The sequence below is a fragment of the Mucilaginibacter kameinonensis genome, from assembly GCF_003675385.1.
Taxonomy (GTDB): domain Bacteria; phylum Bacteroidota; class Bacteroidia; order Sphingobacteriales; family Sphingobacteriaceae; genus Mucilaginibacter; species Mucilaginibacter kameinonensis.
The window spans coordinates 1,405,195-1,422,533 of record NZ_RCWZ01000001.1 but is presented as its reverse complement, the minus strand read 5'-3'; the positions used below and the strand labels follow the sequence as shown (position 1 = coordinate 1,422,533).

Here is a 17,339-nt window from a genome sequence, read left to right as displayed (position 1 = left end):
CAAGCACAGGCAGTTGAACTCTTTTTAAATTAAGCGTGGACGCATAATTATGTTACGTGAGCAATTAAACGAGCAAAGGTTTTTAAAAATCCCCTCTTAAGAGGGCGCGCGGAGGGGAGAGCGGTAGCAGGGGCGTGTTTCTGCCGTATACCCATCAAAGCAGAAACACACCCCTCCACCCCTCTCAAGAGGGGAATCGCACATTCCAACGCTTTTCTTAGGCTAACGACTATGCAGTGGACGCTTGAACAGGCGTGCTTAATTCGAATGATGATGATTAATTTACTTCCTTGTATGCAATTTGGTTAAAGCAAACTGCCCTATCCTATCGCCTTCATCAACACCATTAGTGATAGACGGCATGTAATGAATACCACCATAAAACCTGCTGATAGCCGCTTCTTCGGCCGCGGCTTTAAATGATTTGAAGTTACGGACTGGGATAGAAAACTCCATTTCGGTTGAATCAGTAAACGAAAACTCATCGCCAAATAATTTGCTTAACACCGCTGCCGAAGCGGTAGAAACTACACTGTGCCCGCTGGTATATTCAGGAAAAGGTGGCGTTTGCAGCAATGGCATCCAGCTTTGATCAATGTACTGGTTGATATAAGTTTCGGGCCTGATCACTTTACTGCGGTATTTTTCGTCCCAGCAATTGATAAAACTATCCGCGATAACCACAGCTATGCTGGCGTATGCCTCCGAACTTTTTATATAATCAGCTTTAGCTTTACGGCAGGCCAGCGCGGTGATATTGATCCAATGGCCTCCCGGCGAAATTTTTTTGGTGGCAAACATCGTGTGCCCGTTGATATTCACCTTAAAAGGGTTATCGTCCCAAAAGGTGGCGATGGTAGCCTCGTCATCGGTCAGGTGCTTACCGGTATCATAAACCTCCATGGCCAGCTTGTAAAAATTACTGCCCGGAATATTGGAAAATGTAAACGGATGAGCCGGCTTAAACTGCTGGGCCGAATCAAGCAAAAACGGCCGGATTTCGTTCCAGTGTGGTTCAATTCCTTTCATGTAGGCTGGCGGAGTAGGCTTCCAGCTGGCATCATCAGTTTGCACATCATATTTTGACAGCGAGCGGGTATGTTTATAGTTATCCTTGCTTGCCCACTTGATTATCCTGTCGGCAATAAGCTTACCGTATTCAATCGAGTTGTTGTATACGCTATCGGGCATTCCGGTTTCTTTAAACTCGCCCATCAGCTTGTCATGAAAACTTTCAATCCGGCCTTCGCTCATGATCAATATTTTGCCAACGGTTAAAACAGCATGGGATGCGGATAGTGTAAAGCAGTATTTTTTACCGGCGATGGGCTTCGGTACAGAATCCAATCCTTTCAATTGCCCCTCAAGCGACTGGTAATGATTATCGCCATTGCGCGCGGCTTCATAAGCTGCAACGCTGATATAAGCATAAATACGACTGGCAACAGGCGGCGAATAAATATCATGCCGTACTACATCTGTAACATCCTTGATAGACCGGTGGATAAAGTCGGGGTTCTCGGCCGGCTTCTCCCAGCTTTTTTTACTGCACGATGAGCAGGCTATAACAACAATAAGGGCAAAGTATAATCTCTTCATTATGATGAACAGAAAGGCTTGATCAGTTTAATTGGTTTATCCCTCAAACAAGGGCTCTGACCAAAGCTAACAGTTAATAAATATTAAAATATGAGCCGATAGTAAATAACTAACTTTTGATACTATTTGCAGAATCCGGAATTGTAAAATCCATTTTCTTTACGGTGGCTTATTGCATTAAAACCAATAACTTAGAGCTTAACCAAAGCATAAACCATTAATAAATTATTAACCGTATTTGCATGATAAAAAGTTTACCCAAAGCGTTTAAACTATCTACCTTATTGTTGCTGTTTTTAGGTGTTGGCTGTTCAAAAAAATCATCCGGTCCAACCCTGTTTAAACTGCTTGATGCATCTCAAACCGGTATCGATTTTAAAAATACCATTACTGAGAGTGACAGCATCAACATCCTCAATCACCCGTATTTGTACAATGGCGCAGGCGTTGGCGTTGGCGATTTTAACCACGACGGTTTACCCGATGTTTACTTTGCCGGTAACATGGTTGCCAATAAATTATACATCAACAAAGGCTCACTTACATTTAAAGATGTTACCGATGCGGCCGGCGTGGCCGGTAATGGCGATTGGTATGCAGGGGTTTCGGTAGTTGATATCAACAACGATGGCTGGCTGGATATTTACGTTTGTTCATCTTTTAAAAGCGATCCAAATCATCGTAAAAACCTGTTATACATTAACCAGGGAGCTAACAAAGACGGGGTACCAACATTTAAAGAATCGGCTGCAGCATATGGGCTGCAGGATACCGGCTACAGCACCCAGGCTGTATTTTTTGATTACGATCATGATGGCGATCTTGACATGTACCTACTCACCAACTTTTTAGGCAAGGAAACCCCGGTAGCCTATCGCCCTAAATTAACTGATGGCAGTGCTCAGAACAACGATCGCCTTTATCGCAACAACGGCAACGGTACATTCACCAACGTAACCAAAGAAGCCGGTATCTTGATAGAGGGCTTCGGTAACTCGGTTTCTATCTGCGATGTAAATAACGATGGCTGGCCGGATGTTTACGTTGGTAACGACTTTATTTCAAACGATTTGCTTTGGGTAAACAATAAAAACGGAACTTTCACCAACCGCGCCGGTGAATACTTTAAGCATACAGGCTGGTCGGTAATGGGATCAGACATGGTTGACATCAACAACGATGGCAAGGCCGATCTTGTATCGCTGGAGATGCTGCCCGAAGAAAATGTGCGCAAAAAAACCATGCTCGTTGGCGATAATTATATCACTTATATCAACAATAAAAAGTTCAATTACGAGCATCAATATATCCGCAACGTGTTGCAACTGAACCAGGGTCAAACACCTGCAGGTCACCCGCAATACAGCGAAATGGCTTACCAGGCAGGCATTTATCAAACCGATTGGAGCTGGACGCCGTTGGTAGCCGACTTTGATAATGATGGCTACCGCGATATGATGATCACCAATGGCTATCCCCGCGACGTAACAGATCTTGACCATGCCCTTTACAGTAACGACCAGGGCCGTACTGTTAAAGAAAACACTACGCTGGCTGCCGCCGATTCATTTCCGGTTGTAAAAACATCAAGCTATGCGTTCAGAAACGCCGGCGGCTATTTGTTTAAAGATCAATCGAAGGATTGGGGCATTGTAAAACCCACTTTTTCAACCGGCGGTGTTTATGCCGATCTGGATAATGATGGCGACCTCGACCTTGTGATCAACAATATTGATGATGACGCATTTGTGTATGAAAACACAGCCAACACCAAAACACAGGTAGCTAAAGATCATAATTATCTAACCGTTGCCCTGCAGGGCGATAGTAAAAACGTTGGCGGCATTGGCGCTACCATCCGGATCTATTACAAAGGCAATCAGCAGTTTTATGACCAGCAGCCTTGCCGCGGGTACATGAGTACGGATGACGCCCGCGGGCATTTTGGTATCGGCGCGTCAACTACCGTCGACTCGTTAAGGGTACGCTGGCCCGATGGTAAAACCCAACTGCTTACCAACGTAAAGGCAAACCAAACGCTCACGCTCCAATACAAAAACGCGGCGGGTTATTTTCCAACCGATGCCGCGGGTAAAATCGTCCCGGTATTTCAGGACGCAAATAATGCTACCGGTATAAAATATGTGCACCAGGAAAAAGATGCCATCGACTATAACATACAACCTACCCTACCGCACAAATTAAGCCAGTACGGGCCAGCTATTGCCGTTGGCGATGTGGACGGCAACGGCTATGATGATTTATTTGTGGGAGGCGCTGCCGGCAACAAAGGCGTATTTTTTATGCAGGATGCCAGCGGACATTTCACAATGGACAATAATCGCTTCATCAACGAAGAGATTAAAGATGAAGAAGATATGGGAGCCCTGTTATTTGATGCCAATGGCGATGGCTTCCCGGATCTGTACATTGCAAGCGGCAGCTACGAATTTCAGAAAGGACATACCACCGCGCAAGACAGGCTTTACATCAATGATAAAAAAGGCCATTTCACGCGTGACATTACAGCGGTACCTGTAGAATACGATAACGGCTCATGTGTTCGCGCGGCAGATTTTGACGGCGACGGCGATCTTGACCTTTTCGTAGGTTCAAGATCTGTTTCAGGAGCTTACCCTTCCTCGCCTGTTAGTCATTTACTCAGGAACGATGGTGGTAAGTTTACCGATGTAACCGGTCAGCTTTGCCCGGATCTGGTTCATGGCGGTATGATCACTGACGCCTTATGGTCGGACTTTGATAAGGATGGTAAAACCGATTTGGTTGTAGTTGGCGAATGGATGCCGGTTACTTTTTACAAAAACAATGGGCATGGTTTCAGCAAGGCTAAATCGGGCATTGATGACCATGTGGGCTGGTGGAACAGCATTGTTGCAGGCGATTTTAACAATGACGGCAATATTGACTATGTGGCGGGCAACCTGGGGCAAAATTCAAACTTCAAAGCATTATTTGAACAACCCATGACCATTTTGGGAAAAGATCTGGATGGTAACGGATCGTTCGATGCCATGATATTTTGCTACTTAAAGGATGAGGACGGTTCACAAAAGCCGTTCCCGATGCATACCCGCGATGACCTGATCAGTCAGCTCATTTCCATCCGCAAAAAATATCCAAGCTACCGCGGCTTCGGTCACGCTACCATGAATGATCTGTGGAGCGATAAGGATAAAGAAGGTGCCGTGATCCTCAAAGCAACCGATATGAATACCAGCCTCATCGCCGGGAAAGGTAACGGAAACTTCAGCATTAGCGCCTTACCGCAAGACGCGCAAATGGCACCTGTTTATGGCATGATAACGAAAGATGTTGACCATGACGGTAACCTTGATTTATTAATGGTAGGCAACGATTTTGGCATGGAACCTTTCACTGGCAGGCATGACGCTTTTATGGGCTTATACATGAAAGGTGACGGAAAAGGCGGCTTTACGCCGCTATCAATCGCAAAAAGCGGTATCTACGTGGCAGGTGATGGAAAAGCTCTCGCAAACATACAAACAGCTAAAGGAGCTTTGCTGGTAGCTACTCAAAACCAGGATAGCGTAAAAGTATTCCGCAATACCGGTGCTAACGTCGGCAAGCGATACATCAAGCTAAAACCTGATGATTTTTATGCTGATATCACCCTTAAAAACGGCAGCAAAAAACACGTTGAGTTTTATTATGGATCAACATACTTGTCGCAATCGTCACGTGTATTAGAGTTAGATGCTAATGCAGGGGATGTGACAATAACGAGTTATAATGGCAGGAAAAGGAAGGGATAAAACAATTAAAAACATGTCATTGCGAGCGAAGCGTGGCAATCGCACGGAAGTTTAGCGGCTCTGTATAATATGCGATTGCTTCGTGCCTCGCAATGACATAATTTAATAAACCCGCCGCCACTCGGCTGGAGCCGAGTGGCAATTATTCCCAGGCCTCTGGCCTGCTACTCCGGCTTCGGCGGCCAGAGGCCGCTTGATAGTTACCACTCGGCTGGAGCCGAGCGGTGGCTTTTTTTTAGGGTAAGGATCAAAACAAAAACGCCCGGACAATATGCCCGGGCGTTTTCTTTAATACATAAACCAAAATTTACGGTTTAGTTTTGCTCATTGCCGAAATACCGGCATCAATATACTGACCGCCTACAGTTTGGTTGCAATGAATAGCTATGACGTTTTTACCATTAAGGTTTATCGCATTCTTGCCTTCCTTAGTAATTTGGACTATCGCATAGCCTGATGTGTAACCTTCTTTTACGGCAGCTTTAACACCATTGATATAAACCTCGCAGGCATCATCATGATGCAATGACAGCACCAGATCATCCTTGTTTACGTTTGACGTATTTAGCGTAAACTCCTGCCTGATCCAGATATCTTTACCATCCCATACGGTTTTCACAACAGCCCCTGGAGTATTGGCAGTACCAAAGCCAGCCTCGCCTGATTTCCATGCGCTATCGTCAAACTTTTCGCCAAACCAGCCGTCAGCAGGTTTATCAAAAGTGTATTTCCAGGTACGTGCTTTATCTTTTGATGATGGCAACACCTCGCGGATATACTCTTCATCGTGAATGATCTTATCATTTGATGCCTTGATAGTTGCAACCGGGCCTTTTACAATTTCCCTGTCGTAAGTAAGCAAGCCGTTTAGCTCAACTTCTACGTCGGTAGTTTCGGTGTACACCGCGGCACTTAGGCCTTCATTAGTTTTGTAGATCACGAGGTCGTTGGCAAACTCATCATACAAGTTGGTATAAGCTTTTTGATTATCCATCATGATGTATGTCGGGCCTGTTTTCCAAACGTGACCGGGAATGATGTAACCGATGCCGCCATATTCGCCGCAGGCCAATACCTGTGTTTTGCTTGAAGGTGCTGCAGGCGGCGGATAGCTGTGAATATCCAGGAAATCGCCCACACCAAAATGACTGCCGCCGCTGGCTTGATTGATTAAACGCGAATTATCCAGTTTACGCACCAGGTTCACTAATCCGGGCGTATTGTGCTGTCCTTGTGATTCGTTAAACACCACCCATGTTACAATAGAAGGTGAATTCCAGTGCGTTTTAACCATACGGGTTAATTCTGAAGCATAAGCAGCCGTATCAACCGGGGGCGTGTGCTCAGTATAAGAATTAGCCGAAGGCATATCCTGCCAAATCATCAGACCCAGTTTATCGGCCCAATAGTACCAGCGGTATGGCTCAACTTTAATGTGTTTGCGCACCATGTTATAACCAAAATTTTTGATCATTTGCAGGTCGTTTTTGATAGCCGCATCGGTTGGCGCGGTGTAGATACCATCTGGCCAGAAACCCTGATCTAACGGACCAATCTGGAACAGGAATTTATTATTCAGGAAAAGCTTTTTGTAGCCGTCCTGCTCACCTACCGAAATTTTGCGCATACCAACATAACTGTTGATAGCATCAACCTTTTTGCCACCTTTTTCAAGTGTGATATCCAGGTCATACAAAAACGGTGAATCCGGCGACCATAATTTGGCGTTAGGAACGGGCACAGTAAACTCGGCATTAGGCTTGCCCGAAGCTGTACTTACAACCTTGCTGCCATCTTTTACCTTTACATTAACTGTGTAACCTGCTGCAGTAGCTGCATCTACATTCAATTTTACTACTGATTGATCAATATCCGGGGTTATCCTGATATCGCTGATGTTTACTACAGGAACAGGTTCCAACCAAACTGTTTGCCAGATACCTGTTGTTGAAGTATACATGATACCTTGAGGATGCAACGTTTGTTTACCGCGTGGAAAACCACCGTCATCAGTAGGGTCATAAACACGCACGGTGATCTCCTGCTCGCCCGCGCCTTTAATAGCTGATGTAATATCATAGCTGAACGGATCATAACCACCGGTATGCTTACCAAAGCTTTTGCCGTTAACAAATACTTCGCTTTCGTAATCAACCGCGCCAAAATGTAGCAGGATATGCTCACCTTTCCATGAAGCAGGAACGGTAAACTTACGACGGTACCAGATGCGGTCGTGTTGTTCCATCACGCCGGACAAAGCTGATTCAACCGGGAAAGGCACAAGGATGGTTTTCGATAACTTGCCTTTAGGCACTGCCTCACCGGCGGTTCCCGGCTGGTATTGCCACAGACCGTTCAGGTTCATCCATTTTTCGCGCGCCAATTGCGGACGAGGATACTCCGGCAGTACATTTTTCGGGTCGACATCTTTGGCAAAGCGCGTCATTAATACGGCTTTTTTAGGCTGCCATTCCTGCGCATGGGCAAAGCATGGCAATGCGGCAGCGGCAATTACAATAAACTTTTTTATGTTCATAATTGTAGGTTATAAAGCCGGCTAAACAGTTCCGACAAACCATTTAAACCGGCCATACAGGCTTTTGAATTAATTATTTCGCACTAAAAGTATAGGATAAATTGAACCGATTTTAACGTTTGGTTACGTTTGATTGGTTTTGAAGAAAAGTTGATACGATTTGTTGCAGGTAACAGCCCGTAAACTAAGAAGCAGGAAAGAGATTATCCTTTCCTGCTTTTTAGTTTATAATATCATTTAACGTAGAGACGCATCACGTACGTCTTTAATTGAATAACAAATCTACCATGATCTACATGTGGGAGACGCATATGATACGTCTCTACATTATAAATCTACAATAAAATTACTTTACAGGCTTCACACCTTCGCTTGTCATAATAACCCGCTTAATGCTGCCATCTTTATTGTAATACAAATAATCGATACAAACCGAACGGTGGAAACTGCCTGCATCAGGCACCAGCGCGCCGTTATGATATATAAAATACCATTGGCCTTTAAATTCAATAATAGCCTGATGATTGGTGTTCGAGTTACCTGCCAGCTCGTTAATGATCCCCTTATATTCCCAAGGACCGTTGATGCTTTTGCTCATCGCATAAGCTATTTTTTCAGGAAATTCATAGGCGTATGACAGGTAATACCAGCCATTACGGTAATGTACCCACGGCGCTTCAGTATAATGCGGCAGGGTGATGGTTTTGATCTCGCCGTCAAGTTCGGTCATGTTACTTTTCAGCTTGGCATAGTAGCAAATGCCATTACCCCAAAACAGGTAGGCCTGTCCATCTTTATCAATAATAACCGTTGGGTCGATATCATCCCAGGAATGTTTTACAGCTTTGGTCATATCATTGGTAACTAAAGCGCTGCCCCGGGCATCTTTAAACGGCCCCAACGGACTGTCAGATACAGCTACCCCAATAGCCTTGCCTGGAATAGTACCGTGTTCAACAGCTACATACCAGTAAGACTTACCATTGCGCTCAATCACCTGCGAAGCCCATGCATCGGCCTTAGCCCATTTAAATTCTTTAACGTTAAGGGGCGATGGATGCTCCGTCCAATTCACCATATCGGTTGAAGTGAAGCAAGCCCAGTCGTGCATGGTATAACCGTTATGGCCGGGTGCAGCCTCGTCATGACCGGTGTATAGGTATACCTTATCCTTATAAACCATAGCAGCCGGATCAGCGGTATACTTATACTTGATAATGGGATTACCATCGGCACGAAAGGTGGTATCAAGGGTGGTGGCTTTGGCTGAAGTCAGGCAGCCAAGTACAAAACTTAATGCAATTAGGTAGTGTGATATTTTCATATGTTAATCTTAACAAATGTATTATTCAAGCGTCCACGCTTGAATAATACAAAATGTGAGCGTCCACGCTCACGTTATTGGTTTTTTCGGGTGAGTAAGCGTGGACGCTTACACGAAAATGGGTTCAAGCGCGGACGCTTAAACCTGCGAAATAAAAACCATGTCATTGCGAGGAGGAACGACGAAGCAATCTCGTAGCTACGCAGTTCGGATATGCATGAGCTACGAGATTGCAATCTATCGCTCACAATGACATAACTTTATATGAGCTTATAAAGCTATTTCCCTACAACCGGCCATCCATCAACCCAATCCAGTTTTTCCACCCTCAACTTAGAAATCCCCTTATCTGCCGCGTCATAGCCGTGAAAGATGATATAATCAACTCCATCAAAAGTACTTACCCCGTTATGGCCTACACCATACCAGTTAGCGTCGCCGGCCAGCAGGATACTGCCACCGCCTTTATTCATGGCTATGCCTTCTTTATCCAGGTATGGCCCCTTCAATTTTTTGGAGCGACCGATGATCATTTTGTAAGTGCTCTTAGGCCCTTTGCAGCAATAATCTATCGAGGCAAACAGGTAAAAATAATTATCGCGTTTAAATATAAAAGGCGCTTCAATGGCATTACCGCCTGCATCAACAGGGTTACCGTCAACAGCCGGCAGGTTTTCTGCCGCTGCTTTTCTGCGGGTAGCAATGGTTGGGATCTCGTTAATGTCCTCCGCAACGCTTAGCCTGTCTTTATTCAGCTTCACCAGTTTCAGGCCATCCCAAAACGAGCCGAATACGAGGTATGGCGTACCATCTTTATCGATATTTAAATTAGGGTCGATAGCGTTCCAGTTAGTTTTACCGGGGATAGATTGAATTACCTTACCATGATCGACCCATTTATAGTTAGCATCATTGGTATGAAGCGTAGTATTGGTTGCGACACCAATGGCCGATGTATTTTTGCCAAATGCCGATACCGAATAGAACAAGTAGTATAATCCGTTGTAAAAAGAAATATCCGGAGCCCATATATGACCTTTAAAACCGGGAATAGCATCAACCGCCCATTGTGGGGCAGCGGCAAATACCGGTTTCTCAGCCTTCCAATGCACCCTATCGCTTGATGACCACATGGCAATGCCATTGCCCGTACAAAAGATATAATAAGTACTATCCTGCCGGGTTATTACCGGGTCGTGCACCGATATATCAGTCCTTAGTTCCTGGGCATTACTTATAATGCCCGGGAACAATAAGGATATGATCAGAATGATCTTTTTCAAGGGTTATTTGTTTTTAAGCCTTACTATTTTGAACGAGTACGGCTCAACAGCAAGCTTCAGGGTATTGCCGGAGATATCAATCGTGCTTTCAACCGGGCTGACAGCTGTAGGCGCAGTCAACGAGTTTTCGGCATCCTTACTTTCAGCTTTCAGCGTTGTAACCGTAGCCTGTTTTTGATAGCCTTTTGAGCCGGTAATTTTAAAGCTCACATTTTGTGCCGATGTACTGGTATTCACAAATTTGATCACCAACTCGTTAGTGTTCTTGTCCAGGCTGGCTGTAGCATAGCTGTCATTTTGCCCGGCTACAGCTTCATTGTTCAAAGTAAGCGGTACCACATCGGTACCTTTGTTTATTGAAAACAATTGCTGCACATAGTAATTTGGCGTAGCATAGCTTTTCAGGTTATCAAACCAGATGAGGTTTGGTGTCCACTGCCAACCTTCTACGTGGGCAAAAAGCGGGGCGTATGAAGCCATGTTCACCACATCGGCATTACGCTCTAAACCTGTCATGAAAGCAGCCTCAGACAACGCGCACTCCCAGTTGTTTTTATTATCCGGGTTTACTGTAGATACACTTTGCGCGGCATATTCACCGGCGAAAATCTTAGGGCCTTTACGGTCATAGTTATCATAACGGCGGGCATTGTCCCTGAACCATTTTGCCGGCGCATAATAATGCTCATCTAAAATATCGGCTCCCAAACTACGGAACGTTTTGTTTAACAGGTCAAACTCTTTGCCTTCAGGTGATGGGCCTAAAGCCGATACAATCTTCACATCAGGGTATTTAGTTTTGATAGCCTTGGTGAAAATTTTCCAGCGGTCAATGTATTGCGGGCCCCATTGCTCGTTACCCACACCAATCATTTTTAAATTAAATGGCGCCGGGTGACCAAGATCGGTACGCAGCTTACCCCATTTGGTGCTGGCATCGCCATTGGCAAACTCAATCAGGTCGAGCGCGTCCTGCACATAAGGATCAAGCTTATCCAACGGAACTAACTCGCCGGTATTAAATTCGCAAGCCATACCACAATTCAGGATAGGCAGCGGTGAAGCACCAATATCTTCGGCAGTCATGAAATACTCCATGAAACCCAGACCGAAAGTTTGGTAATAATCAGGTGCCGGACGATGTTTAAATTCGGTGTTCCAGCGGTTGATGATGTTCTCGCGTTTATCAACCGGGCCTATGGTTTTTTTCCATTGGTAGCGATTGTTAAGCTCACGCCCTTCAACAATACATCCACCCGGGAAACGTAAAAAGCCAGGCTTAAGATCTGCCAGTCGTTGTACCAGATCAGCACGCAAACCACCCGGACGATTTTTCCAGGTATGTTCAGGGAACAGCGAGATCATATCCAGATCGATGACGCCCTTGCCGCTCATCCAAACGTATAGCTGAGCCTTAGGTGTTGTAGCACTCGATTTAAATTTTACGCTGTAGCGATTCCATTCTTTATCAGTTGGCATAAGCTCTGCCTTGCCTATGATATCACCGTTATCACCATGCAGTTCAATGTTCAGTTTTACGTAGGTATCACCTTCCTGTTTGGCTATTACCGAAAAGCTGTACTCTTCGCCTTCCTTAACACCCATCCCCCCACGGAAGCCCTCGTTTGAGAAACCATAAAAACCGGCATCGCTTGTGATATAACTTTTTATAAAATGAGCATTCTCCGGGCGTTCAACGGCACGGTTAATTACTTCCGTACGGCCATCGCCCCCGTCCTTCTTCTGTTCCTTCCATCCCATTAAAGGCATGTTAAATTCAAACGAACGGTTTTTTACCAGCTCGGCGTATACACCACCATCGGCAGCAAGGTTGATATCTTCAAAAAATATCCCATACATGGTAGGCTGAATATGCGCCTTTACCTTATCCGCGGCAATGGTATACTGTGTTTGCGCGTTTGCCATAGCAAAAGCACTGGCCGCACATAACGTTAAAAAAGTCCTTTTTAACATGATTTACTTATTTGGAGAATTTGTAAATGGTAACTGTATGGTAGGTTTGCCCTGGTTTTAACACTGTTGAAGCAAAAGCCGGCTGATTTGGCGCGTCTGGAAAATGCTGTGTTTCCAAGCAAAAAGCCGAGCGGTACGGATAGGCTTTGCCGCCCTTACCGTCTTTAGTTTCGCCGGTTAAAAAGTTGCCGGAGTAAAACTGCAGACCAGGTTCTTCGGTAAATACCTCCATAGTAATACCGGTAACAATACTTTTAGCGGTAGCTACCGGCGTGGTAAGATCATGTTTGTTCAATACAAAATTATGATCGTAACCTTTACCGTTTTTCAATTGCTCATCGGCAGTGCCAATGTCTTTACCAATAGCTTTTGATGTGGTAAAATCAAACGGGGTGCCTTTAACCGGCTGTAATTTGCCGGTTGGGATAAGTGTGGTATCCACAGGCAAAAAAGCATCGGCGTTTATTTGCATTACGTTATCTGTAATAGTAGGGCTGCCTGCACCATTCAGGTTAAAATAAGCGTGATTAGTTAAATTAACAATGGTAGGTTTATCGGTAGTGGCTTTGTATTCTATTTTCAATGAGTTATCATCACCCAGGGTATAAACTACAGTTGCAGTTAAATTACCGGGATAACCACCTTCACCATCTTTTGAAACATAGGTAAGTTCCAGTTGTGAAGCGCTTAATTGCTTGGCAGAAAATACCTTGCCATAAAAACCATTAAAACCGCCATGCAGGGTATTTACTCCATCGTTAATATCCAGCTGGTAAGCTTTACCATCAAGCGTGAATTTACCTTTGGCAATGCGGTTGCCATAACGACCAATGATGGCACCAAAATATGGCTCCTTCGGTTTTTGATAGCTTTTCACCGAATCATAACCTAAAATAACATCGGTAGCTTTACCGTCTTTATCGGGTACCAACAGGCTCACCAGCCTGCCGCCATAATTGGTGATAGCTGCGGTTACGCCGCCGGTATTTTTAAGGGTAAAAAGCTTTGTTTTTTGCCCTTGTACATCGGCTTCAAAATTTGCCGAATCGGGTATAGCATGGGTAGTTACCGAAGTTGAATCTTTCACGGTTGAGTCAGTTGCTTTAGGATTACCGTTGCAAGCCGCGAAAAGTGCAGCCGAACAGCTTAACATCATTAATAAATTCTTGTTATTCTTCATAATTTGAGGTTGTTAGCTTGCCTTTTACAGCATTACCGTTTTAACTATTATAATTTCCGGAACAAATAAATTGGCTTAAACTGATAACTGGTGATCAGCGAGACCAATGTATAAAAATTAATTTATAATTGTTAAAAAAACACTTAAAATATTTAATTAAAAAAAGCCCGCCTCGCGCGGGACTTTCTTATTCAAAAATCAAATATTTCAACCATTTACCAGAACTTCACGTAAAGCATGGTAAGCAGTATAAGCGTAACTATAATTAATGCCATGGTCGATTTTTCTACCTTGAACATACTACGCGGAATTTCGAGTGCTTTAGGGTTAACCTTCGGTCCGGCTAAACTAATACCTATCGTCACGATCATGGTGAACAGGAACGACAAGCCCATACAGATCAGGAAAGGGATCTCATAACCGCCTTTGCCATTAGGGAAAGCCGTGTAAAGGAAAGTTTCATGACCGAACAGTTTGGGAGCGTAGTTATTGAACAATACCGACATACCAAAGCTTGTTAAAATACCCGCTATAGCAGCTGCGCTGGTAGTACGTTTCCAGAAGAAACCTAAAAGGAAAATAGCAAAGATACCCGGGCTGATAAAGCCTGTATATTTTTGAATGAAGGTAAAACCACCTTCGCCGCCTATGCCCAGCAAATCTTTCCAGGTAAGTATGATTGAGAATACTAGGGCAGCCACAATGGTAAGTCTTCCGAATACCACCATGTTTTTTTCGCTGGCTTCTTTATTGATATGCTTTTTGTAGATATCCAGCGTAAAAATGGTAGAGATGCTATTGGCCTTACCTGCAAGTGACGCCACAATGGCGGCTGTAAGTGCCGCTACCGACAGGCCTTTTAAGCCGGTAGGCAAAAACCCAAGAATAGCCGAATAAGCGTTATCTATTTTGAAATGTCCGCCGGTTGCCATTTCCTGTTGTAAAGCACCGTTTTTGTATAGCACGTAGGCAGCGATACCCGGTAAAACTACAATTACAGGCATGGCCAGTTTCATTAAACCGGCAAATAAGATCCCGGTACGGGCAGTTTTAAGATCGGCACCCAAAGCGCGTTGGGTAATGTACTGGTTACAGCCCCAATAGTTCAGGTTCACAATCCATTGACCGGCGAAATACATGGCAATACCCGGCAGGGCCAGATATTTATTGATCTCTTCCTGCGGTGCGCCCGGCTTAGGTTTAGCCATCATCATTCTGAAATGCTCAGGAGCATCGCTCATCATCTTGTTTAAACCGGCCATGGCATCTTTACCTAAACCAAAATGCTCGCTCACCAAAGTAAGCGCGATATAGGTTGTAGCCAAACCACCGATAACCAGTACCAAAACCTGGATAACATCTGTAAAGCCAATCACCTTCATACCACCAAGGGTAATAAACAGCGCGAAAATAGATAGCGCGATAATGATCTCATGCAGGTAGCCGCCCCCCATCAGGTTGTTGATAGCCAAAGCACCCAGATAAAGTATAGAGGTAAGGTTCACCAGCACGTATAGCAACAGCCAGAATATGGCCATGATAAAGCTCACCGTTTCGTTATAACGGTTGTGCAAAAACTGTGGCATGGTGAATATCTTATTTTTAAGGAAAATTGGGATAAACCACACAGCCACAATGATAAGTGCTATAGCGGCAACCCATTCATAGGCTGCTACGGCAAGCCCTACTTCAAAGCCCTGACCGCTGGTACCTATAAACTGCTCGGCCGATATGTTAGATGCAATCAGCGAAGCGCCAATAGCCCACCAGGTGAGCGAACCTTCGGCCAGGAAAAAGTCGTGACTATCGGATACGCCTTTGATCTTTTTACGGCTGTATACCCAGTACCCGTAGCCCGTAACTACAATAAAATAGATTACGAAGATCACGTAATCGATAGTTGCAAATTTGTTCATTATTAGGTTTAATGGTCGCCCCTCCCAACCCTCCCCTAAAGGGCGAGCGCTTTCAAGAGCTTTTGGTTAAGTTTAAATTCTTTTATTCATTACATCATTGCCGGGTACAAAGCAACCCTCAATATGCAAGCCCATCTGTAAAGTTTGGGATTGCTTCGTTCCTCGCAATGACGGTTTATATTTCAGACTTACGAAGCTTTAAAAACTTCGTAAGTCTTTTCTTAATTTAGAAAGTATTACAGCTTATAAGCCGCGTCATTCCACCTGATCTCGTTCCTGAACTGGTCAAGCTTGGTGTCTTTACCAATACGTAAAAACTCAATACCTGCCATATCAGCAAAATCGTTGATCAGCTCGGCCGATAGGTTTTGACTGTATGCGGTGTGGTGCGCGCCACCTGCGTAGATCCATGCCGCGCAGCCGGTTTTCATATCAGGAAGCGGTTTCCAAAGGACCCTTGCAACAGGTAGTTTTGGCAAATCTTCTACCGGTTCAATTGCTTCAACCTCGTTAACAATTAAACGGAAACGGTTGCCCATATCCACAATCGAAGCGTTTAATGCTGCACCGCCGGCTACGTTAAATACCAAACGGGCAGGGTCAGCTTTGCCGCCAATGCCTAAGGCATGCACTTCCAATGCTGCTTTGCCGTTAGCCAGACTGCTATCTACCTCAAGCATGTGTGAACCTAAAACTAAAGCATTGTTCGGGTCGAAGTGGTAGGTATAATCTTCCATGAAAGCGTTACCGCCTGGCAATCCTGCACCCATTACTTTAAATGCGCGTACTAAGGCGGCAGTTTTCCAGTCGCCTTCACCGGCAAAACCGTAACCATCGGCCATTAAACGCTGTGAGGCAATACCCGGTAACTGGATCATGCCATGCAGATCTTCAAAAGTATCGCTGAAACCTTTGTAACCGCCATCTTGTAAAAACTTACGTAAGCCAAGCTCAATTTTTGCAGCGTCATAAACCGACTGATACCTTGCGCCGCCTTGTTTAAGATCATCGGTCATGGTATAAATAGCTTCGTATTCGTCGGTAAGGGCTTTAACCTCCGCGTCGCTGATGCTGTCAACGACAGCCACCAGATCGCCAATACCATAAGTATTTACCGCGAAACCAAATTTCAATTCAGCCTCAACTTTGTCACCATCGGTAACGGCAACAAAACGCATGTTATCGCCAAAGCGAACAAATTTAGCGCCTTGCCAGTCGTACCAGCCCGCCGCTGCACGGCTCCAGCTTTCAATGTCTTTCAACACCTCGCTATCTTGCCAGTGACCAACAACCACTTTACGGTTAATGCGCATACGTGATACCATGAAACCGAACTCCCTGTCGCCATGAGCGCTTTGGTTCAGGTTCATAAAGTCCATATCTATCGAACTCCATGGAATATCGCGGTTATACTGGGTATGCAGGTGCAGCATCGGTTTTTTAAGGATGCTTAAGCCCCTGATCCACATCTTAGCAGGCGAAAACGTATGCATCCAGGCAATAACACCGATACAGTTTTCGGCAACATTAGCCTGCTGCAAAGTGTTATAAATTTCTTCGGTTGATTTTACAACCGGTTTGTATACCACGCGTACCGGGATGTTAGCCGCGCCATCGATACCTTTAGCTATTTCCTGTGAGTGCTCGGCAACTTTTTTTAGTGTTTCTTCTCCGTATAAGTTCTGGCTACCTGTAATGAACCATACTTCAAATGTTTTCAGATCAATCATATA

The 17,339-nt window shown here is 44.8% G+C and carries 9 protein-coding genes; 1 reads left to right on the top strand and 8 read right to left on the bottom strand.

The window, feature by feature from the left end:
* Positions 1–282: 282 nt before the first annotated feature.
* A complete protein-coding gene (locus EAH55_RS06450; protein WP_121808892.1) occupies positions 283–1,599 on the bottom strand; it encodes a vanadium-dependent haloperoxidase in 1,317 nt (438 codons plus the stop codon).
* A gap of 242 nt (positions 1,600–1,841) precedes the next feature.
* On the opposite strand from EAH55_RS06450, the gene EAH55_RS06445 reads away from it, so the two are divergent.
* The gene (locus EAH55_RS06445; protein ID WP_121808891.1) at positions 1,842–5,393 is read left to right on the top strand and encodes a VCBS repeat-containing protein; all 3,552 of its coding nucleotides are present in this window, start codon (positions 1,842–1,844) and stop codon (positions 5,391–5,393) included.
* Between the two features lie 307 nt (positions 5,394–5,700).
* Here EAH55_RS06445 and EAH55_RS06435 read toward each other — a convergent pair whose 3' ends face one another.
* The 7 genes from EAH55_RS06435 to araA form a co-directional block, all read right to left on the bottom strand.
* Positions 5,701–7,929, bottom strand: a complete 2,229-nt coding sequence (locus EAH55_RS06435; RefSeq protein WP_121808889.1) for a glycoside hydrolase family 2 protein — start codon at positions 7,927–7,929, stop codon at positions 5,701–5,703.
* Positions 7,930–8,275: 346 nt separating this feature from the next.
* Complete coding sequence (locus EAH55_RS06430; protein ID WP_121808888.1) at positions 8,276–9,253, bottom strand: glycoside hydrolase family 43 protein; 978 nt, start codon at positions 9,251–9,253, stop codon at positions 8,276–8,278.
* Between the two features lie 278 nt (positions 9,254–9,531).
* Positions 9,532–10,536, bottom strand: coding sequence for a family 43 glycosylhydrolase (locus EAH55_RS06425; protein WP_208644799.1), 1,005 nt, complete (start codon positions 10,534–10,536; stop codon positions 9,532–9,534).
* Positions 10,537–10,539: 3 nt separating this feature from the next.
* The gene (locus EAH55_RS06420) at positions 10,540–12,510 is read right to left on the bottom strand and encodes an alpha-L-arabinofuranosidase C-terminal domain-containing protein (RefSeq protein ID WP_121808887.1); all 1,971 of its coding nucleotides are present in this window, start codon (positions 12,508–12,510) and stop codon (positions 10,540–10,542) included.
* Between the two features lie 7 nt (positions 12,511–12,517).
* Positions 12,518–13,690 carry an aldose epimerase family protein gene (locus tag EAH55_RS06415; RefSeq protein WP_244228100.1) on the bottom strand — a complete coding sequence of 391 codons (1,173 nt, stop codon included), beginning with the start codon at positions 13,688–13,690 and terminating at the stop codon, positions 12,518–12,520.
* A gap of 215 nt (positions 13,691–13,905) precedes the next feature.
* Positions 13,906–15,606 carry a sodium:solute symporter family transporter gene (locus tag EAH55_RS06410; RefSeq protein WP_121808886.1) on the bottom strand — a complete coding sequence of 567 codons (1,701 nt, stop codon included), beginning with the start codon at positions 15,604–15,606 and terminating at the stop codon, positions 13,906–13,908.
* Positions 15,607–15,842: 236 nt separating this feature from the next.
* Positions 15,843–17,336 (bottom strand): L-arabinose isomerase, encoded by a 1,494-nt coding sequence (araA, locus tag EAH55_RS06405; protein ID WP_121808885.1) that lies wholly within the window; start codon positions 17,334–17,336, stop codon positions 15,843–15,845.
* Positions 17,337–17,339 lie beyond the last annotated feature (3 nt).